Here is a 20,191-nt window from a genome sequence, read left to right as displayed (position 1 = left end):
AGGGATAAATCAGATTCCCAAAGAGCGAAACTTCTCCACCTATCCTTGCAAAAGCAAGGAGGAAGTGCCAGAGGATTCGGGCCTATTTTCAATTTAAGACTGACTTAGAATAGGTTCCAAAATAAGTTCTCCGTCCTATACAGAAAGGAATCTCAATGTTATTCAAACTTAGGCTTTATTATTTTTTCTCTTACTCAATTTTCACTTCTTTGGTCCTCGGATCCATACTCGGAACATTCTACTTTTTAGGGGTCCTTCCTGCGGAAAAATTCGGATTCGCGACTTCCATCTCTGCAGGAGTTGGGATTTTCTTTTCTTTATGTATGGGAATTTTTTCAGGTACCTGGCTTGCTAGCACTTTCCAAACTATACAAGATTCATTTAAGAAGGTGAGTAAAGGTGATCTAACTGCGAGAATAGAAACAAATTCGAAAGATCTACTTTTTGATTTTTATGAAAGTTTTCATAGAATGTTACAAGGCCAATCTGAGTTGATCGGTCTGATCAGAAGCACAGCAGAAAATCTTTCTACGGAATCTGGAGAAATGAGGACTGTTGTTTTAGACTTCGGTTCTAATATACAATCCCAGTCAGCTGCAACAGAAGAAGTCTCCGCATCCATCGAAGAAATTTCCGGAGTAGCAACTTCAATTTCTTCAATTGCAGGAGAAAACGCGCATAGTATGGGTAGCTTAGTTACAGAGGTGGAAAAACTTTCTTCTGCGATCGAAAAGACAAAAGGCCAAGTGGATGAAACCTTAATTTCCTTTGAAGATATTTCCAAACGTGCAGAGAAAGGTTCCCAATCCTTAAACTATATGGGCCAGGCCATAGACAATCTTTCAAAAAGTTCTAAAGAGATTACAAAAACGATCGGGAATATCGCTGATATCAGTGAAAAAATTAATATGTTAGCACTTAACGCGTCTATTGAGGCAGCAAGAGCCGGAGAAGCAGGAAGAGGTTTTGCAGTAGTTGCAGATGAGGTTTCTAAACTTGCAGAAAGAACTGCTTTGAGCGTAAGAAGTATCAATGAATTAGTGAAAAAGAACCAAGATGATATGTTTCAAGGTTTGGAAAGGATCCAGATCACAACAAAAGAGATCCAAGAAATTATAGAAACAATAGATAGAATGTCCGCTCAAATTACAGAAGTGAGAGCAGCTGTCAATTCCCAACAAGAACTCAGAAACTCTGTTCTCAAAGAAGCAGACTTTGTTCTTAAACGATCCGATGAGATTCGAAACGCAGTTACAGAGCATAATACCGCAACAAGAGAAGTTGTGGATTCGGTTTCTTCTATCAGTAATTTAGCTGTAAGTAATTCAGAAAATAGTGATTCTTTAGCAGAAAGAATTTTAGGGATCTCTAATACTGCAAACAAGCTCGGAAATACCGTAGGAATGTTCCAGATCGCCGCAAAAACAAAAGCAGCAGAGAAGGTCATGGATTCCAAAACTCATGAGCTAAAATTCACAGCTGCGATCGGAAAGATATATTACGTTAAAAAATACGATCTTGTAGAGATAGTCTGGACCGAAAATTTTAGTTACGAAGGTTATCGTGAAATGTTAGAGAAGGGCCTGGAACTTGTGAAAGAATTCCAAGTTACCAAATGGATGGCAGATACATCTAATATGGGAATCGTTTCTGCGGAAGCACAAACCTGGGTAAACGAGATTTGGTTTCCAAAAGCGATGGCTTCTCCTTTAAAAAAGATCGCTATCGTAATCCCTCAATCAGTTCTTTCCGAACTTTCTATTGATACTAAATCTATGAAAGCAGGTAATATAGATCTGATCAATACTCCTTCGAGAGAAGAAGGAATGCGTTGGTTGACCTCCAAATAACAAATTATTTGGTATCGTTCTAAGCTCCGTACTAAATTTTAGTTTCGGAGCTATTCTATAATGCAACAATTCGAGAACGTAACAGTAATTAAAAAAGCGAATGTATACTTTGACGGTAAGGTCACCAGTCGAACTGTATTATTCTCTAACGGAGAAAAGAAGACCCTAGGTATCCTAATGCCAGGAGAATACGAATTCGGAACTGATGATAAAGAAATTATGGAAATTCTAGATGGAGATCTGTTGGTCCAACTACCTGGAAATCCTGAATGGAAAGAAATCAAAGGTGGACAATCTTTTGAAGTTCCTGCAAATTCCAAATTCAAACTGAATGTTAAAAAACTGAGCGACTATTGCTGTTCCTATATTAAGTAATGACTTGATAAAGCCGGGGGAACTCGGCTTTTAGGAAAAAGATGGCCGCTAAAAAAACTAAATCAAAAAAGCAAACAGAGACTATCGCAATCTCACAACCTTCTCCTGTTTTGACAGAATCAGGACGGACTGTTGCTTATAGTGACGCAATCTTTTCTATCGCATTAACTCTAATGGCGCTTGAAATAAAGATCCCAACTCCAGAGCAGATCGGTTCTAAAAATCTATTAGTTGCCTTGGGAGAAGCCTGGCCTGCTTATTTAAGTTTTTTGATTAGCTTTATGATCATCACAGTTGTTTGGACAAATCACCATACAATTTTCAGATACGTAAAGTATGTGGATCATAACTTAACCATCCTAAATAACTTACTTTTATTAAACATAATCATTATCCCCTTTTGTTCAGAAATGTTAGGAGAATATATTCTTTTAGATAATGAAAACTCCAAAATTGCAGCTTTGATTTACGGTGGCTGGATTGCTTTAGGTGGAATTCCCTTTAATCTAGTCTGGAGATATGGAGTTAAAAAAGAATATCTCAGAAATCCTGATGCTGATATTGCAGAAATTGAAATGATCTCTAAACATTTTATAAAAGGCCCTTATATTTACTCTTTTGTAACTATTCTTGCTTTCATAAACGTGTGGTTGAGTATCGCAGGCTTTGTGATATTGATACTAATGTATTTGGTTCCGACAACTTGGTTATTTCGAAAAAGAAAACCAGCTTAAAAGAATCCTGAATTCATTTGTTTGTCTTATAGTCGGCCCATAAACACTTCAATCTACTACTTGACAAATTCATTTTTCTAGCTACACTTCCTTGCGAGTCTGCTTAATCCGACAGAAATCGGAGCGGAGGAACCAATTTTTGGGGCTAACCGTTTCTTACGGGGGAAATCTCTCTTTCCTAGCCCGTCAGCTAACTTCGTAAGCATGGAGAGAAGACAGGAGTTCCTTCCAATCTTCCCGGCTCATTCTGACCCTGGGATTTTTTCAACCAGTGAAATAGTTCCGGGGTAATTATAACCTAGGAGGCGAAAATGAAAGTTCTAATTTCGTTTGCCAATCCCAAGATGGGAGCAAAACTTTTCGGGCTAACGAGGGCTCTATTCTCTAAATCCAAAGAGAATCTTTCTATAGTAGCGTTACACGTCGTTTCAGTGGAATCCAAATCGGAAGGATTTCCTATATTAGAAGAAGATGAAATTTTCCAAGCAGTTAGAGAAGAAGCTGCCGGTTCTGAATTCAGTTTTGAAACTGTAGGATTCCCTTCCGACTGGATTGTTCCAGGGATTGTAGAGATTGCAAAAAGTAAGGAAATCGACTTGCTTCTATTAGGAGCCGCTCGCTCTTTATTCTCTGATGATTTGTTAGGTGGAAAAGTTGGCGATGTGCTCAGACATTTATCCGACCTTGATATTGCAGTTCTTGCGGATAACGGACTTATCTCACCTATAGAGCCGATCATCTACTCTCCTGGTTTGGATTCTGCTCCGCTTTTTCCATTCTCTTCCGGTCTTTCTGCATTTATAGAAAAACCGATCCCTGTTCTTTCTGGAGTGAATCAATCAGAGTTTGGTCTAGGCCAAGCCAATCAGTTCAAACCTTGGATCCCATTCTCTCTGAACGCGGCCGCAGACCAAACAAAGAATCTGGCAATTTTGGATTATAGTACGTATAAATCATTTCATTCGGTTTTACTGGATAGAAAAGGGCTCTCCTTTCTGATCTTAAGAAAGGGAATTTGAAAATAAGATCGAAGTTTCAAAAAACTATACTCTACGTATAACGTTTTTATAAGAATAACAGATCTATTTTTCAATAACGTTATTCGCGTAATATCACCTTACTTAAAATAGGTGGTCTGTCCTTATAATATTATCTTTTCCTTGCTGAAAATATAGAGAGTTTGATCCTTTCCGAAACCGGAAGGCGCACTTGAAGTCTAAAATTCTAAATCCTGTTCTAATCCTCTTTGTTCTATCTATAGTTTCCGCAATATCAATATTTATTTTTGTGATGACCTATTCTTCTCCTATAGCAAGAAGTCAAACGTCTGCTACAAATACCGAGATTGTAGGACTAATCTGGTTAGTAATTACTGTATTAATTTTATATAATGCAGGAATTGCGTTTTTTCGGAATTTATTCTTAGAAAATTTTTCTGTAGCCCAAGAAGGTTACAGAAGTCTCGAAGCATTGCTTTTTAGCGTTTTAAGCCTCGTTCTTTTTTTAATTGGCTCTAAAGTTGGAAGTTTATTCAAAGCAGATATAAGTACACCGGAACTTCTAATGGCCGTTCCTATTATCTTAGTTGCAACCTGGGAAAATTTTCTAACTAGAACGATTGGTTTAAAATTCAGATCTGCCTATCTCATCTTTACGGCAGTATTTCAAATCATAGTTTATATTAGTTTTATGCTCTCATTTCTTAAGCTGGCAAGCTTGGATGGATTCGACTGAAACAAGGTCGGACCACATTTTAGAACAGGTCGCTGAAAACGATTTTTGAAAAATTTTAAATCTGGTTTGGATATGTAGGCTTTTTCCCGTCTTAAAAAACATGCCGACCATTCTGGATTTCGTTCATAGCGTTTTTACTCGGGTTTATCCCAAAGATTCCTTCATATTCAAAGAAGGAGAAGAATCCGACGGAAACATGTATTTCCTTTTTCAAGGACATTTAATGGTCAGCAAGAATCGTCCTGATGCTGGAGACAAATCCATTAAGGAAGTTTTCCCTGGAGAATTTTTTGGAGAGATCGCTTTAATTTCAGGAAGAGCGAGAGCGATGTCGGTCCAAGTTCTTTCTCCTTCTGCAAAACTAGGAGTCTTGAACAAAGGTGTTTTCGAAAAACTGGAAAAAACCAGTCCTCAATTCTTACTTTTACTTCTCAAAAACACTTTCGAAAAACTGAATAGAGCAGAGATGAAACTGGAAACTCTTTATACAGAGATCCACAAAAAAGAAGAAGAATCTAAATCTTCAGAAGCACCAGTAGCCGAAAAACGAACAGAAGTTTCAGAAGCAACAAAAACTGAGGCCACTCAAGAAGAAACTCCTGCCGAAGCGGCCGCAAATAAGGAATCATAAGATGGGAATCAATATTTTAGAGTTCATCAATAACGTATCCGTTAAAACCTATCTAGCCGGAGAAGATGTCTTTAAAGAGAAAGATCCTTCTAATGGAATGATGTATTTTGTTTTTACCGGCTCTCTAGAAATCAGAAAGTCTTATGACGGAGAGGAAAGGGTAATTCGAAATTTAGAGCCAGGGTCATTTTTCGGAGAAATTGCATTGATCAATAATGTGCCAAGAGCCGCGACCGCAAGGGTGATCACTGAAAAAGCAAAGATAGGCATTTTGGATCAAGAAATGTTCTATAGGATCGGACAAACAAACCCTAAATTTTTCTCACTACTACTAAATACCACAATCCATAGATTGGTTTCTGTAGAAGATGAAATCTCAAAATTAAGTGCAGGACAACCTATTCATCCGATCCGAAGTTAAGAGTAATTTTCGATCAGGCCACCTTCTTCTTTTTGGAAACCTCCGAAGAAGGAGAATCCGAAAAGAATTTATTTAATAAAAACGTAAACAAATAACACTTCGAAACTCCGTGTTTTCTTGCATAATTCCCTAATAGATTCCAATCTTCCAGATCAGGTCTAAAATTCAGACGATTCCAGCCCGCTTGCCTCCTTCCTTCCTTTTTTTGGTACATCATTAAAGCTGAATCAGGATTTAGTTTTTCTTGGAATTGCAAATCCGGTCCGTATAGTTGTAACAAATCCTTCAGACATGTTGCTCCTGGCCTTGACCCGTGCCAGTTTTTCAGATAATTTTTGTATAACTTATCTGGAAGTATCAATGTACAAACTGGCATAGATTCTCTGGGAGACTTTGCTTTCCACGATTTACTTTTGATCGGTTTGGGGTTTAATATTAGTTTGAACTTCATACCCGTCCCGGTCTCATTTCGTGTTTAGCGCTTACGTTTTTTCGGAATAAATTCGGAAAAATGTTTCCGCAATTTGACTTTCTGACCGGAATCAAATCTAATAATAGAGGAGGATGGGATGTCAGAACAAAAAGATCTGGAATATGCAATTTTAGGTGGGGGATGTTTTTGGTGTGTCGAAGCGATCTATCAATTGGTAGATGGTGTAGAATCTATTGTCTCCGGTTATGCAGGAGGACATGATCCTGCACCAAATTATAAATCAATTTGTACGGGACTTACGGGTCATGCAGAAGTGATCCGAGTAGGATTTGATCCAACTAAGATCTCCTATAAAGACATTTTGCAAATTTTTTGGGAAGCTCACGATCCAACTACAAGGAACAAACAAGGTAACGACGAAGGGCCTCAATACAGAAGTATCATTTTATATGAAAATCAAACTCAGAAGGAAATTGCAGAAACTTCCAGAACAGAAGCAGGACCCAAATTTGCCTCTCCTATCGTAACAGAGATTGTGGCCTTAGAGAAATTTTTCCCCGCGGAAAATTATCATCAAAATTATTTCAGACTGAATCCAGGACAGCCTTACTGTCATTATGTGATCCGTCCTAAAATAGAGAAATTCCTAAAAAAGAAAACTCATTGAGGTAAAGTTACTAAGAACGCTGTGCCTTTGGGAGAAGTTTCGAATCCGATCGATCCTCCGTGGTTTTCCACGATACGTTTTACAATGTCTAAGCCTAATCCGGAACCTTCTCCGGGAGCTTTAGTTGTAAAGAATGGTTCGAAAATTCTTTCTTGGATCGATTCAGGAATTCCAGGTCCGTTATCCGAAATTCTGACGCAGATATGGTCCTTCCCCCCTCCACCGCCTACATTTATTTTTAGGATTCCTTTGAATCCCATCGCTTGGGCAGCATTATAGATCAGGTTGGTCCAGACATGTAATAGATCATCTGAATATCCTTGGACAACAGGGGTTTCTGGTTCATATTCTTTTATGATCTCTATTCCTGATTTCAATTGGTTTTGATAGATTGTAAGAACTGTATTTATACTTTCTCTAATATCAACGGGGGCCTTCGGTCCACCATTACTGAAATGAGAAAAGTTCTTAAGCGCATATACTATTTTAGAAGTCCTATCTACCGACATATCCACCAATTTGGAACTTCTACTCGCTTGGATCTCATCCAATGCATACTGGATTACTTGTTGGATTTTTTCTCCGATGAATAGTTTTGGAAAATCTTCTAACGCATCTTCCAATCCTGCCTCTACTAAACCTTCCGCTAAATTTCTGGCTTCTGGAATTCCAAGTTCCTTAAATCTAGATTCTAAAATTTTAGTTTTAGCTCGTACTTCTTTAGGAGGAATAATTTCTTGATAAGCCCTTCCCTTCTTTAATAAGGTTTGGAATTCTATCTTTGCATCATTACCCAGATTTTCTAAGACAGAAGCAGCTTCCTGCATTCTATCCAAGACGCGATCAAAATGGCTTTTAACAGATTCATTCGCTGCTCGGATCACTCCAATCGGATTATTGATCTCATGTGCAATCCCAGCAACCAACTGTCCAAGCGAAGCCATCTTTTCAGAAAGTATCAGTTGGTTTTGCGTCTTTTGAAGATAATCAAGTGTGGATTCTAATTCTGCTTTTTGTTTTGCAATCAATTCGTTTTGAGCAGAGATTTCATTATTCAAAACTCTTAATTCTGCTGCTTCTTTTTTGGAAGAAATATCTTTCACCATATTGATCATACGGGTTTCTCCGTCGATGATCGCAAATCTAGTAGAAAACTCCACTTGCAGCAAACGCCCATCTTTGGCCCTAAATGTTACTTCTTCATTATATAAGAATCCGTCTTTTTTGATCTTTTCTTTAAAGGAATCTCTTTCAGCCGGATGCAACCAGACCCCCAATTCAATGCTAGTGCGACCTATCACTTCTTCTCTGGTGTAACCGAGTAATTCGGTAAATCCATCATTTATATCTACATATTTTCCATCCTCGAAATTTGAAATGGAAGTTGCATATGGACTTAGTTTGAATACTTTAGAAAATAATTCCTGACTTGCTTTAATCTCCTCGCCGGCTATATGTTTTTCCGTAATATCTTGGCCAGTTCCATAACCCATTATAGAATCTTTATATTTTCCCTTGGCCAAAATGTATCTGGTCTTGCCGTCATCTCCTTTTGTTCTAAAAATAAACTCAGTAACGTAAGACGGATCGCTAAAATATTGCGCACCTTCTGCGAGTATTGCCGGTATCCTTTCTTTATCTTCGCCTTCCACATACTTTTCAATGAACTTATTCATATGAATTGTAATAGATTCTTTGGCGCTCTTATTTCCGAGCATGATGCGATATTCTTTGGATAAAGTCACTTCTTTGGTTTCCAAATTTAAAGTGATCGCTCCTAACTTGGCATCGATTTGAGCTCTAGACAATTCTTCTCGTATTTTAGATAATCCTGATAAACCAAATTTCATCAGGATCCAAGACATAAATAAACCTACGGAATTCCCTATAAATGCAGACCATTCTCCAGTAGGATAATTTGGAGCAGGTATCATTCCCTTTGATTTCAAATAAATACTTAAAAGCCCTGTGAAGAATGAGAGAAGTGCATAGAATAATGCTCCGCCCTGTCCTAGAATCAAAGATGCCAACACTATAATGATCATAAATTGAGAGAATGATGTGGCATAGACTCCACCTTCTCTCATTGATACAATACAAAGAGCCAACCATTGTAAGAAGATCATGATATGTGCGCCGAGCTTTATCCTTCCCGATTTTGCGAGAAGGTGGCAAATGATCACTGCAGTTGGAATGAGATAGAAAGAGTAATACGCGTTCTTCGGTTTTTCAGAAATAAGTGGATGAAGTATCCGATATAAAACTGCTACTGCGAAAGTGACATACATCAGACCATAAAGAAGTCTGATCGAAACGTCTTTTTCGGGGTCTGCTGACAATGGGGGAGAAATCGATCTTTTAAGACGTTGTAAAATCATTCTTACTGCCGTGAACATTCAAATAAGAATTTCTTATTCGGGATTGAAAAGAAGGATTTAAAAATCCGAATAAAATTCAAGGGTACGAGAACATTCCGTTAATCCGAAATATCTAAATTCTTAACCGATCTATCTCTTATGTATCGGTTTTATAAGGATCATTTTTTTGCCTAGGCAAAGAGATCAGGTAAAAAAATTTTGCAAATCGGGACCTAGGCTATAAATGAGAACCATGAACTTCCTGAAAATTTTATTCCCTTCTCCTTTTAAAATCCACAGGTTAGTGGAAGTTCTAAGTATACTTTTATTCTTAGTTTTTGCCGGACTATGTCTGTATGAGTTCGGAATATTATCCTTGTCGGTCTTAAAGGATTCTCCATGGATTTTCTTAGCCGAACTTGTAGCTCTCTTATTCTTAGCTTATATTACCGCAGACTTTCTTTCCGGCTTTGTTCATTTTTTGGGAGATAGTTTCGGGAACGAATTCACTCCTTATATTGGACCTGCTTTTATTTTTCCTTTTAGAGATCATCATGTAGACCCAAAAGGGATCACTCGACATGATTTTGTGGAGACTAACGGAAATAATTGTCTAGTGTCTCTTCCCATTCTTTTGTATTGTTTTTTTGCTTCTATAGAGGATGGGATTTTTCCTTGGGCGAGAACATTCTGGATACTCGTTCTGGTCGGGATCTTTTTTACCAATCAGATCCATAAATGGGCCCACCAAGACGAGCCAAATAAACTTATCAAATACATGCAAAAAAAGCGTTGGATACTTTCTCCCGAGCATCATAAAATACATCATACTGCTCCATATGATACGTATTTTTGTATCACCACAGGTTGGTGGAATCCTCTACTGCATAAGATCCGATTCTTTCCTACTATAAAGAAGTCGGTGGACTCCTTTCTAAATTTTCTACACATCGGTTAGTACGAACATTGTTCTTTACTTGAAATTTAGTTTTGAATTTTCCTTGATTCCATTTCGGCAAGGAGGAGGATCGCGGGTATGCTTCGTTTTCTTTCCGCATTCTTCGTATGCGTACCGCTAATCGTTTCTTGTTCCGCGAATATCGCGTTAAAAGGAGAGATCCTTCATCCGAAAACCTCAGATGGTTGGGACATCACTCTCGAACATTTTCCTCCTCTGCAAGGAACCACTAATAAAAAATATCCTGTGATACTTTGTCACGGATTCATAGCGAATCGTATCTATCTTAAGATCAATGAAAAGTCATCCATAGTGGCTAATCTTCAAAAAGAAGGATATGATGTTTGGCTTTTAGAGTTACGAGGAAAACAAGAAGCCGGGTCTCCTTCCTTATTCTGGGGAGATAAAACTTTTGATTATTCCATCGATGATTATATAAAACAAGATGCAGATGCTGCTATCCAATATGTTCTCAAAGCTACAGGCAAAGAAAAAGTAAACTGGATCGGTCATAGTATGGGAGGTATGCTCCAATACGCAAGACTCGGAAGTTTAGGAGAGAATCGAGTGGCTAACTTTGTTGCGATCGGCTCTCCTGCGATCATGGATCCTCCATCAGACGCTTTAAAATTATGGTCTAGTTTTACTTGGGCTTTAAATCTGTGGCCTGCAGTTCCGACTGAAACTTGGTCCCAGGTCAGAGGAGGAACAGGACTCCCCATTTTTCCGAAAAGAAGTTTCGAAGAAGTATTTTGGCACCAAACAAATATAGATCCTAAAATTGTTTCCGGTATCTTTACCGACTCCATCGCCACTGTTTCTAAAAGAGAAGCAAGACAGATGGATAAGATCGTAGAAACAGGGCATTTCCGTTCAGAAGACGGCAAACTCATTTATTCACAAGCTTTCGGAAATATTAAGATCCCTGTGCTGTTAGTCGCGGGCAGAAGGGACAAACTAGGATTCACATATTCTCTCAGATATGTTTACGACCAATTAGGCTCTGCAGATAAAACCTTATTCGTACTTTCGAAAGGGAAAGGTTTTTCAGAAGACTATGGCCATACTGACCTAGTAGTTGGAAAGAAGGCGGATGATGAAGTATTTCCGACTATCATCCACTGGTTGAACAAAAGAAATTAATTCTGGATCATAAAATGAAATTCAAAAATAAAATTATATTTTTCTTATTTTCCATTTTTCTGTTTTTTTCCTGCACTCGTTATGCAGTGATCACGGAAGAAGCCTTCAAGAATCAAACCGCAAATATAGCGTCTAATGTATATCTCACGAACTTTTTAAAACATAGTTCCGAATATCCTCCTATTCTACTTTTGGATCCGATCCTTGTGAATAAAAAGTCTTTGTATCTTGGAGATTACAACGGACTTATCGGAGTTCTGAGCGGAAATGGATTCTCCGTTTTCCTTTTACATTTCGAAGTATATCCTGGATTAGATCTGAAAGAAGTGGGAGAAAAGCTCATACCTCAGGCAGTCTCTCAAGTACAAGGACTAAGCAATCGTAAAGATTATATTTTAGGTGGGGTCTCAGTCGGAGGCCAAGCGATCCTTCATTTTATCCGATCCAAAAAAGATCCTGCAATTTCTAAGGTTTTCTTTTTGGGAACGGGGATGGATTATAAATATAATGATAGTTTCATAGACGATATGAAAAAAGAAAAACGTTTCGGAACTGACCTTTCCAATTCTTGTAAAAACAAAGATAGTTTCTGTTCCAGATTTATTTCTTTGGACGAAGACAATCCTACAACATTATATCTTTATCAAACATTATGGAATTATCTTCCTTCATTAGAGGAAAATCCAAAAGTTTGGGCGGACTTTGAGTTAATGGATTTCCCAACTTTATTTGTCGCTGGTAAGTTAGATAATATTGCTACTTCAGAATCTATCCATCCAGTTTATCGCAGAAAAAAAGGATTCACTCAGTTCTTGGAAGCAGGACGTGATAACGGTGGAAAAATAGATTATGATCATCTTTCCTTATTCGCACATGAGTCTGCTCCTTCTGATATCTATCAAAAGATCGCAGATTGGTTAGCTAAGAAGAAGGGAGAGTAATACATTACTCACATTTTGAAATGCGATGTTGGAACTCCAACATCGCGTAAAAAGCAAATTTCATCCAGGACGTTTCCAGTCCAATCTGTCCAAGACCTTTTTTATATCTTCCCAAACATCTCTTTTTAAAGGACTATTCTCGCCACCGTTGCGAATTACATAACTTGGATGATAAGTAGGCATAACAGGGATCCCGTGAAAATCTGCCCAATGCCCTCTGAGTTTTGTAATCCCTTCTTTCGTTCTCAAAATGAATCTAGTAGAAGGGTTTCCTAAAGTAATGATCACCTTTGGTTGTATGACGGAAATTTGCCTGAGTAAAAAAGGGGAACATGCGATTACTTCGTCATCCTCAGGAGGTCTGTCTTTTTCGAATTTTAGATCTACGGTGGGTCTACATTTAGTTACGTTCGCGATATAAACACTGTCTCTGGAAACTCCCATCCCCCTTTCTATAATTCTAGTTAATAATTCTCCTGCTTTTCCTACAAATGGCCTGCCGGTCAGGTCCTCTTGTTTGCCTGGACCTTCTCCTATGAACATAATATCTGCATTTGGATTCCCTTCTCCAAAAACAGTTTGGGTCCGAGTCGAACTCAATTTGCATCGAACGCAAGGCGCCACTTCTTTTGCAATGATCTCAAGCTCTTGTTCTTTTGAAGATTCACTCATACCAGCTCTTATCGATAAAGAGAACCCGTTATCCTGCAACCAATTTCTAAAAAAGGTACTGGAAGAATTTTGATACTTTCATTATTTTAGATTCATGCAAGGGCATCATCATTCTCACGATGATCATCATGGACACTCTCATTCCCATTCGGGAGATCCTCATGCATCTTCAATGCCGGAAAACTCCAGGGCTTTTTTATTCGCATTTTTATTAAACTTTGGATTTGCGGGAATAGAATTTGTAGGTGGATATTTTTTTGAAAGTTTGGCAATCCTTTCCGATTCTCTTCATGATCTGGGAGACAGCGGCTTCTTAGCTCTTGCTTGGATCTTTCAAAAGATCGCTGCAAAACCAAGGAACCAAACCTTCACATTCGGGTACAGGAGACTCAGTCTTTCTGCTGCATTAGTAAATTCTTTTGTTCTATTTTTAGGATCTTTCGGGATCTTATTCTTTGCTATTACTAAATTGAACGAGCCAGGTTCTCCGAATGGTTGGGGAATGTTAGGTCTTTCAATTTTAGGTGTGATCGTTAACGGAGCGGCATTATTCAAATTAAAGAATAGTTCCGGACTAAATGCAAAGACTGCATTTCTTCATCTTCTGGAAGATGTACTCGGATGGGTTGCAGTATTCTTCGGAAGTATTGCTTTGATCTTATTCGGATGGTCTTGGGTAGATCCTCTGTTATCTATCGCGATCTCACTTTGGGTCGGGATCCAATCCTTCCGTAATTTACGAAAGATACTTCTTTTACATCTTCAATCTTCTCCGGAAGGGATCGATACAAAAGAATTAGAAAGCCGTATCTTGAAATTGAAAGGTGTCCGCTCCGTACATGATCTTCATCTTTGGTCCATGGATGGAGATTATCATGTTCTTACTCTTCATGTTGGTGTTCAGGAAACTTCTATCGCGCAAGCTCAGAAGTTAAAAGAAAAGATCCGCAATATTACTAAAGAATTCCATATCCCTCATGCAACTGTGGAAGTTGAACCCGCAGGCACCGAATGCCCTTACCAAGAATGTTGATGACTAAGCTGTAGGAGCTCCTACAACTTAGTGCGATATCTTAAAGAGACATAATCCGCCGCTTAAAACCGCATTACCCTCACGAGTCAGCCCTTCCCCGCAGTAACGGACCTTCTATACTTGACAGTGGGGAAACGACCCGGATTTTGGTTGGTATGAACCAAAAAACAGCTAAACTTCTCAAAAAATACGCGGAAGCAAAAGGTATTAACGAGAAACAAATCAAACGTGAGTGGCTGGTATTAAACGAATTTCAGAAGGACCAGAAAAAACAGGAAATCCTGAAAGAACTGGTTAAAAAGTAATCCGCTACTGATCTTTCTTAAGACCGACTTAATAAAGTCGGTCCGTGTATTTCCGGATCGGTACTCCGAAACCGGGCTTTCATTTTTCAGAATCAACCATTCGTCCAACATCTAAATGGAAGAAATAGAACTTACCAAAGAATTTCGTTTCGATGCCGCTCACTTCTTACCGAATGTTCCGGAAGGTCATAAGTGCAGAAGGATGCATGGGCATAGCTTTCGTTTCAAATTACATCTGAAAGGTAAGGTGGACGAAAAAACAGGTTGGTTGATGGACTTCGCCGAAGTAAGTAAGGTTGTGAAACCTTTACTCGAAAACTATCTAGATCATTATCTTTTGAACGAAATAGAAGGTCTGGAAAATCCAACCAGTGAGAATATCAGCATCTGGTTGTGGAAAAAACTAAAACCTCAACTTTCTCTTTTATACAAGATCACTTTAAACGAAACCTGCACTAGCGCATGCGTTTATAACGGACCTTCTGAGAAATAAAAAATGAGTCCTTCTTCTAAGTCGAACGGTGTTCGAACGAAATCTCATTCAAAAAATCCAAAAGCAGTAGTTCTTTTCTCAGGTGGATTGGATTCAACCACTTGTTTGTACCAAGCCATTCAAGACGGTTATTCTCCCATTGCTCTTTCATTCGATTATAATCAAAAACACAAACAAGAACTCAAATCTGCCAAAAAGATCACAAAACTTTTAGAAGTTCCTCATCTAATCCAAAAATTGAATCCTGAATTTTTCCAAGGTTCTTCTCTTACCGAAAAGAAGATCAAGGTGCCTAAAAATTCTTTAGGTCATTCTGAGATCCCAAACACTTATGTTCCTGGTAGGAATATTTTGTTTTTATCTTTCGGAGTTTCTTTGGCAGAAGGTATCGGAGCCCAAAGACTCTATATTGGTGTGAATGCTTTGGATTATTCAGGTTATCCGGATTGTAGACCTGAATTTATAAAAGCATATTCAGACGCGATCCACATTGGGACCAAAACAGGATCGGAAGGTCATCCTCTTGAGATCTGCACACCTTTGCAGTTCTTAGATAAAAAAGAGATCGTGTTATTGGGTTCTAAACTAGGTGTCCCGTTCTCTATGACTCATTCTTGCTATGATCCCGTCGGAGGCAAACCCTGTGGAAAATGCGACTCCTGCTTGCTTCGAAAAAAGGGTTTTCAGGAAGCAGGCGTCCCGGAAAAGTGAACGAACAGATTTTAAGGCATCGGTTTTGAGGATTTATCCCTGCCGCCGTCCATAGGAAGCTAATATGGAACAGTTCGTAAGCTACCTGACGATATTTTTAATCGCAGTGTTCGTAGGAATCGAGGTCATCAACCGTATTCCTCCTTTATTACATACCCCTCTTATGTCAGGCTCTAACGCCATTTCGGGGATTACAGTCATCGGAGCGATCTTAACTCTTCATACTACAAATCATTGGATTATTCAAGTATTAGGATTTATCGCGATCGTTGCAGCAACCGTCAACGTAATTGGAGGGTTCGTAGTAACTCACCGTATGTTGGGAATGTTCAAGAAAAAGGATTAATACATAAATGGAAAAAGCGTATATCAACCTCATTTATCTAGTTTCAAGTATCCTTTTTATCATTGGATTAAAGTTACTTTCTCATCCTAAAACTGCAGTAAAAGGAAACTTTACCGGAGCATTCGGTATGTTCCTAGCGATTGTAGGAGTATTCTTCGAATACGGAACTATCAATCAAAACGATATCATCATTATCGGTGCTGCTCTCCTAGTTGGAACTGGAATCGGAACTTTTATCGCCCTTAAAGTAGAAATGACCGGAATGCCTCAGCTTGTGGCGCTTCTGAACGGACTCGGAGGACTTGCTTCCTTCTTAGTTGGTGGAAACTCCTTAATGGAAATTCTACAACCTGGTCATGATACTAAACAACTTGCAGATCTTCAGTTCACAATCTCTACTGCAGCAACCGGTATTATCGGAGCTGTAACTCTTACAGGAAGTTTGATCGCTTTTGGAAAACTGCAAGGTTTGATCTCTGAAAAATCGGTTCGTTACTTCGGAGACCAGATTGTAAAAGTTTTATTCTTAATTGGTGCGCTTTACTTAGGTTATTTGAACGTAACCGAGCCTACTAAGATCGAGTGGTACTGGTACATCGTACTAGTAGCGTCTATCCTTGGAATTCTATTAGTAATTCCAATCGGTGGAGCGGATATGCCGGTGGTAATCGCTCTTCTTAACTCTTATTCAGGACTTGCAGCTTCTGCAACTGGATTCGTTTTAGGAAACAATGTTCTTATCATCTCCGGATCTCTTGTAGGAGCTTCCGGTATCCTTCTTACCCAGATCATGTGTAAGGCGATGAACCGTTCTCTTCCGAATGTTCTTTTCGGTGGGCTCGGCGCTGCTCCTTCTTCCGCAGATTCCGGGGACATCTATACTGGAAAAACAAAAGCTACTTCCGCAGAAGAAGTGGCAATGTTGCTGGATATGGCGCAAAGAGTAGTTATCGTTCCTGGTTACGGAATGGCAGTTGCTCAAGCCCAGCACGCAGTTCGCGAACTTTACAACCAACTTACTGATAAAAATATCGAAGTTGAGTTCGCTATCCATCCAGTTGCAGGAAGGATGCCTGGTCACATGAACGTTCTATTAGCAGAAGCTGATATTCCTTACGACAAAATGAAGGAAATGGATGAGATCAATCCTACTTTCAATACTGTAGACGTAGTGATCATCAACGGTGCAAACGACGTGGTTAACCCTCTGGCAAAAACAGATCCAGGCTCTCCAATCGCTGGAATGCCGATCTTAGATGTGGACAAAGCAAAAACCATTATCGTGATCAAACGTTCCTTGAGCCCAGGATTTGCAGGAGTTCCTAACCCACTCTTCATCCAAGAAAACTGCTTAATGTATTTCCAAGATGGTAAAAAAGCCACCCAAGAGATCGTGACTGCACTCAAGGATACCTGATAAGAATTTTCCGAGAAATTCAGGAAATGATTCTTGCAAAAGGGAGGCGATAGCCTCCCTTTTTATTTTCAACACAAATTGAAAACGAAACACCTTCAGCAAGAGGAATTCCATTGGCAGAACAAAAGGATTATAGCCACGAAGTAAAACTTCATAGATATGGATTCGTTCGTTATTTATTGATCATAATAGGAACCATATCTTTGATTTTGGGGATTATCGGGATCTTCACCCCGGTCCTTCCTACTACTCCATTCTTACTTCTAACCGCGGCTTGTTATGCGAGGGCTTCTCAGAAGTTCTATAACTGGCTGATGAATAATAAATATTTCGGAAGTTTTATTAGAGATTGGAGAATCCACAAAGCGATCCCACTTAAAGCAAAGATTATCTCTGTTTCTACGATAGTGCTTACCATGACAGTGAGTGCGGTATTCGCTCCTCTATTACCGGTTCGCATCGGAATGGCAGTAATAGGTGCATGCGTAATCTTTTATATTCTTCGCTTCCCTACAAAAAAGGAAGAAATGGCTGAATGATCAGTTATACGGAGAACGAGAAGGAAGCATATGATACACTTTCGGATCGTTCTCTCTAAGAAGTTCCGCAGTATCCAAAGCTTCTTGGATCTTTAGTTTTTTTTCTGGTTCTTCTAACATCCAAGAAGCTACAAAAGTTTCTAATCTTCTGTAATCCTTAATATATACTAAAGATCTGAGATAGTTAATTCTATCTTCTTCCGTAAGTATTTTAGAACCTGAAATGATTGAATAAATATTTGCAGAAGCCCTGTAATTCGAAGTATGAAAGTAAGCGTGGGCCAAAAATCTTTTTTCGTTAAAAGGAAGATCCGGGAACTGATTATAAAGTTTGATCGCCTTACGAAAATTTTTATCTATATCCATCGCGAGTCTTGCGTAGATATATGCGAATTCCCTATGAACAAAACCTTCTTTTGCAAATTCCTTACACTGAGCCAAAGCATCCGCTTTATTTCCTAAAAGAAAATTCACTTTTAGTAATATCAGCTTTAGATTTCTATAATTAGGTTTTAGTTCTATTCCCTTCTCCGCTTCAGCTTTTGCTTTTAAATATTGCCCTGTTTCAAAATAAGCCAGAGCCATATTCAATCTGTAAAAAGGATTATAATTCGCAAGTTCCACTGCTTTTTGGAAGTATTGAACTGAAGATTCCCATTTACTTCTTCTTACGAATATCATTCCAAGAAGATAATAGGATGGATCGTGACTTGGATTAATCTCCACAGCTTTTAAAAGTGCTTTTTTGGATTGGGGATATCTTCCAATCACATACAAATACGCACCATTCAGATAATGATATTCCAAACAATCAGGATCCAATTTTTTCAAACGTTCTATATTTGCTTGGGCACGCGCTATTGCATTGGATCTTAATAGATTAATTGTCTCAGTATTCAAAGCCAAGATCTGATATTTTCTTCTAGAAACTTCGCTTTGGTCGGTTGGTTGAGGGGGAAGAGGTAATTCCCCTTCCGGAGAAGGGGCAAGTATGGATTGGTTTTCGTCGGAAGTTTCGGTTTCCTTAGATCCTAGGCCGGCTCCTAACAGAAGTATAAAGCCTAGGAGTAATGCAGAAAGTTTCTTCCGACTAATAATCATTCTGGAGCAGGACCTAATTTTTTATAAATTTCGGTATTGTTCAGATCGGGATTAGATAATTCGAGAGTTTCTTTATTCGCTTTTTTCACGATATAACGAATATCAAAGCCAAGGTTCAAAAATCTAAATATAAGTTCAGGCTCTCTGGATTTGGTTTCTTTTTCATAAAACTCATATTCAATTCTGCGTTGGTTTTCTGGATCTTCGGGATTTTCATAGATCGCAAGTCCAGGTCTGAAAATAGAAAGTTTAGGAGCCTTGCCTGGCTCAGAATTTTTACACTGACCATCTGCGGTACAAACGGAAGTTCTTTCCCATATACCTAAGATTCTTTCCTGCAGAGGGGGTTGACAGCCTATGAGTAAGGATAAGACCGCTAAGGAAAAAAGATTTTTTTTCATGGAAACCAAGCTATACCGAATAGTAAGGATGTCCAGGGAATTCCCGACGCCTTTGAACCTGAAAGCGTGAGGGTTGAGAGAGCTTAACTTGTGAACTTTAGATTCGTTGAAAGTATTCGTCGATCTTGAGAACTTCGAAAGTTTTCATCAAATCGGGATGTATCTCTCTTATATCGATTTTGATACCTTCTAACTTAGCATTTTTACAAAACCAAACCAGGGAGCTGATAGAAATTGAATTCATTACTGGAATTTTGCTTAGATCTAGGACGATTTTAACCGGTTTTTTGGCAATTGCATCCATCAACTGGTTTCGAAATGCGTAATAGTCGTTAAAAAGGGCAGTCAGCTCCGGCTTGATCTCGATAATCTCCGAATTTTCACCCATTTTCGATTCGAGTCCTTTTCTAGCCTTTTCTGAGAAATTTTCGGCCAGATTTCTTTTTTTATCTTTGGGAATTTTGAAATTCAACCGAAATTTTATATGGGAGAGCTTTATGTTCCAAAAAACACATTTCATGAAGACTCAGGACTTACTAGAGAAGGGAATGAACGCCGCCTCTATGAAAAGAAAAGTCCTCGCAGACAATATCGCAAATGCGGATGTTCCCCATTTTAAAAGAAGTGAAGTACTTTTCGAATCCATGATCAAAAGAGCATTGGAGTCAGAAAAGATAGAAGCTTCTAAAGCCATCCCGACCAGGATCGAAGACGAACGTCATATCTCCTTTTTTACTCCATTAGATTATAAATCCGTAAAGCCTAAGGCAAACATAGATTATCTGACCACCGTTAGAGCCGACGGAAATAACGTAGATCCCGAGAAAGAGGTAATGGAAGCTTCCAATTCTCAAATGCAATACATGATGATGGTCGAAAGAATGAATGCAAACTTCCGTGATTTGAAAAACGTAATGAGGTTGGCTTAA

25 protein-coding genes and 1 riboswitch are annotated in these 20,191 nt (G+C 38.7%); of the genes, 19 read left to right on the top strand and 6 right to left on the bottom strand.

Annotated elements, in window-relative coordinates; all coding sequences use genetic code 11:
* The first annotated feature begins 155 nt into the window (after nt 1-155).
* The 7 genes from B1C82_RS12360 (at nt 156) to B1C82_RS12330 (ending at nt 5,745) form a co-directional block, all read left to right on the top strand.
* Entirely contained in the window at nt 156-1,850 is a 1,695-nt protein-coding gene (locus B1C82_RS12360; protein WP_086447853.1) for a methyl-accepting chemotaxis protein, read from the top strand.
* A 60-nt stretch (nt 1,851-1,910) separates the two neighbouring features.
* Entirely contained in the window at nt 1,911-2,225 is a 315-nt protein-coding gene (gene ppnP / locus B1C82_RS12355) for a pyrimidine/purine nucleoside phosphorylase (RefSeq protein WP_008595637.1), read from the top strand.
* Between the two features lie 41 nt (nt 2,226-2,266).
* Nucleotides 2,267-2,959, top strand: a complete 693-nt coding sequence (locus B1C82_RS12350) for a TMEM175 family protein (protein ID WP_086447852.1) — start codon at nt 2,267-2,269, stop codon at nt 2,957-2,959.
* A 90-nt stretch (nt 2,960-3,049) separates the two neighbouring features.
* Nucleotides 3,050-3,178, top strand: a riboswitch (cyclic di-AMP (ydaO/yuaA leader).
* Nucleotides 3,179-3,270: 92 nt separating this feature from the next.
* Nucleotides 3,271-3,978, top strand: a complete 708-nt coding sequence (locus B1C82_RS12345) for a universal stress protein (protein ID WP_086447851.1) — start codon at nt 3,271-3,273, stop codon at nt 3,976-3,978.
* Nucleotides 3,979-4,168: 190 nt separating this feature from the next.
* Nucleotides 4,169-4,693, top strand: a complete 525-nt coding sequence (locus B1C82_RS12340; RefSeq protein ID WP_086447850.1) for a hypothetical protein — start codon at nt 4,169-4,171, stop codon at nt 4,691-4,693.
* A gap of 100 nt (nt 4,694-4,793) precedes the next feature.
* Entirely contained in the window at nt 4,794-5,324 is a 531-nt protein-coding gene (locus B1C82_RS12335; protein WP_086447849.1) for a Crp/Fnr family transcriptional regulator, read from the top strand.
* A gap of 1 nt (nt 5,325) precedes the next feature.
* The gene (locus B1C82_RS12330; RefSeq protein ID WP_086447848.1) at nt 5,326-5,745 is read left to right on the top strand and encodes a cyclic nucleotide-binding domain-containing protein; all 420 of its coding nucleotides are present in this window, start codon (nt 5,326-5,328) and stop codon (nt 5,743-5,745) included.
* Nucleotides 5,746-5,758: 13 nt separating this feature from the next.
* Here the strand turns inward: B1C82_RS12330 and B1C82_RS12325 are convergent, their stop codons facing one another.
* The gene (locus B1C82_RS12325) at nt 5,759-6,196 is read right to left on the bottom strand and encodes a DUF1564 family protein (protein ID WP_086447847.1); all 438 of its coding nucleotides are present in this window, start codon (nt 6,194-6,196) and stop codon (nt 5,759-5,761) included.
* 118 nt (nt 6,197-6,314) lie between these two features.
* On the opposite strand from B1C82_RS12325, the gene msrA reads away from it, so the two are divergent.
* Nucleotides 6,315-6,845 carry a peptide-methionine (S)-S-oxide reductase MsrA gene (gene msrA / locus B1C82_RS12320; protein WP_086447846.1) on the top strand — a complete coding sequence of 177 codons (531 nt, stop codon included), beginning with the start codon at nt 6,315-6,317 and terminating at the stop codon, nt 6,843-6,845.
* Here the strand turns inward: msrA and B1C82_RS12315 are convergent.
* Nucleotides 6,839-9,223, bottom strand: coding sequence for a PAS domain-containing sensor histidine kinase (locus B1C82_RS12315; protein ID WP_086448591.1), 2,385 nt, complete (start codon nt 9,221-9,223; stop codon nt 6,839-6,841). The two genes, msrA and B1C82_RS12315, sit on opposite strands and share 7 nt — an antisense overlap.
* Before the next feature lie 232 nt (nt 9,224-9,455).
* On the opposite strand from B1C82_RS12315, the gene B1C82_RS12310 reads away from it, so the two are divergent.
* The 3 genes from B1C82_RS12310 to B1C82_RS12300 all read left to right on the top strand — a co-directional run bounded on the left by B1C82_RS12310 (nt 9,456) and on the right by B1C82_RS12300 (nt 12,244).
* Entirely contained in the window at nt 9,456-10,160 is a 705-nt protein-coding gene (locus tag B1C82_RS12310) for a fatty acid desaturase family protein (RefSeq protein ID WP_234008289.1), read from the top strand.
* Nucleotides 10,161-10,238: 78 nt separating this feature from the next.
* Nucleotides 10,239-11,303 carry an alpha/beta fold hydrolase gene (locus B1C82_RS12305; protein WP_086447844.1) on the top strand — a complete coding sequence of 355 codons (1,065 nt, stop codon included), beginning with the start codon at nt 10,239-10,241 and terminating at the stop codon, nt 11,301-11,303.
* Between the two features lie 14 nt (nt 11,304-11,317).
* Nucleotides 11,318-12,244, top strand: a complete 927-nt coding sequence (locus tag B1C82_RS12300) for an alpha/beta hydrolase (RefSeq protein WP_086447843.1) — start codon at nt 11,318-11,320, stop codon at nt 12,242-12,244.
* A gap of 60 nt (nt 12,245-12,304) precedes the next feature.
* Here the strand turns inward: B1C82_RS12300 and B1C82_RS12295 are convergent, their stop codons facing one another.
* Complete coding sequence (locus tag B1C82_RS12295; RefSeq protein ID WP_086447842.1) at nt 12,305-12,916, bottom strand: uracil-DNA glycosylase; 612 nt, start codon at nt 12,914-12,916, stop codon at nt 12,305-12,307.
* A 94-nt stretch (nt 12,917-13,010) separates the two neighbouring features.
* Here B1C82_RS12295 and B1C82_RS12290 point away from each other — a divergent pair, with 94 nt between their 5' ends.
* The 7 genes from B1C82_RS12290 (at nt 13,011) to B1C82_RS12265 (ending at nt 17,760) form a co-directional block, all read left to right on the top strand.
* Entirely contained in the window at nt 13,011-13,949 is a 939-nt protein-coding gene (locus B1C82_RS12290; protein WP_086447841.1) for a cation diffusion facilitator family transporter, read from the top strand.
* Between the two features lie 155 nt (nt 13,950-14,104).
* Nucleotides 14,105-14,254, top strand: coding sequence for a hypothetical protein (locus B1C82_RS20695; protein ID WP_008594055.1), 150 nt, complete (start codon nt 14,105-14,107; stop codon nt 14,252-14,254).
* A 115-nt stretch (nt 14,255-14,369) separates the two neighbouring features.
* Nucleotides 14,370-14,747, top strand: a complete 378-nt coding sequence (gene queD / locus B1C82_RS12285) for a 6-carboxytetrahydropterin synthase QueD (protein WP_086447840.1) — start codon at nt 14,370-14,372, stop codon at nt 14,745-14,747.
* A 3-nt stretch (nt 14,748-14,750) separates the two neighbouring features.
* The gene (gene queC / locus B1C82_RS12280; protein WP_086447839.1) at nt 14,751-15,458 is read left to right on the top strand and encodes a 7-cyano-7-deazaguanine synthase QueC; all 708 of its coding nucleotides are present in this window, start codon (nt 14,751-14,753) and stop codon (nt 15,456-15,458) included.
* A 64-nt stretch (nt 15,459-15,522) separates the two neighbouring features.
* The gene (locus B1C82_RS12275; protein WP_008594681.1) at nt 15,523-15,804 is read left to right on the top strand and encodes an NAD(P) transhydrogenase subunit alpha part 2; all 282 of its coding nucleotides are present in this window, start codon (nt 15,523-15,525) and stop codon (nt 15,802-15,804) included.
* A gap of 7 nt (nt 15,805-15,811) precedes the next feature.
* Complete coding sequence (locus tag B1C82_RS12270) at nt 15,812-17,221, top strand: NAD(P)(+) transhydrogenase (Re/Si-specific) subunit beta (protein WP_086447838.1); 1,410 nt, start codon at nt 15,812-15,814, stop codon at nt 17,219-17,221.
* A 113-nt stretch (nt 17,222-17,334) separates the two neighbouring features.
* A complete protein-coding gene (locus B1C82_RS12265) occupies nt 17,335-17,760 on the top strand; it encodes a YbaN family protein (protein WP_086447837.1) in 426 nt (141 codons plus the stop codon).
* Here B1C82_RS12265 and B1C82_RS12260 read toward each other — a convergent pair whose 3' ends face one another.
* The 3 genes from B1C82_RS12260 to B1C82_RS12250 all read right to left on the bottom strand — a co-directional run bounded on the left by B1C82_RS12260 (nt 17,761) and on the right by B1C82_RS12250 (nt 19,650).
* A complete protein-coding gene (locus tag B1C82_RS12260; protein ID WP_086447836.1) occupies nt 17,761-18,861 on the bottom strand; it encodes a tetratricopeptide repeat protein in 1,101 nt (366 codons plus the stop codon). It abuts the gene before it with no gap.
* Nucleotides 18,858-19,262 (bottom strand): LIC10301 family lipoprotein, encoded by a 405-nt coding sequence (locus tag B1C82_RS12255; RefSeq protein WP_234008288.1) that lies wholly within the window; start codon nt 19,260-19,262, stop codon nt 18,858-18,860. The genes B1C82_RS12260 and B1C82_RS12255 overlap by 4 nt, the downstream gene beginning before the upstream one ends.
* A gap of 97 nt (nt 19,263-19,359) precedes the next feature.
* Nucleotides 19,360-19,650, bottom strand: coding sequence for an STAS domain-containing protein (locus B1C82_RS12250; protein WP_167373761.1), 291 nt, complete (start codon nt 19,648-19,650; stop codon nt 19,360-19,362).
* Nucleotides 19,651-19,759: 109 nt separating this feature from the next.
* Between B1C82_RS12250 and flgB the strand changes: the two genes are divergently transcribed.
* Complete coding sequence (flgB, locus tag B1C82_RS12245) at nt 19,760-20,191, top strand: flagellar basal body rod protein FlgB (RefSeq protein ID WP_086447833.1); 432 nt, start codon at nt 19,760-19,762, stop codon at nt 20,189-20,191.

It is taken from the genome of Leptospira venezuelensis (genome assembly GCF_002150035.1).
Lineage (GTDB): Bacteria > Spirochaetota > Leptospiria > Leptospirales > Leptospiraceae > Leptospira_B > Leptospira_B venezuelensis.
This window is presented reverse-complemented; position numbering and strand designations above follow the sequence as displayed.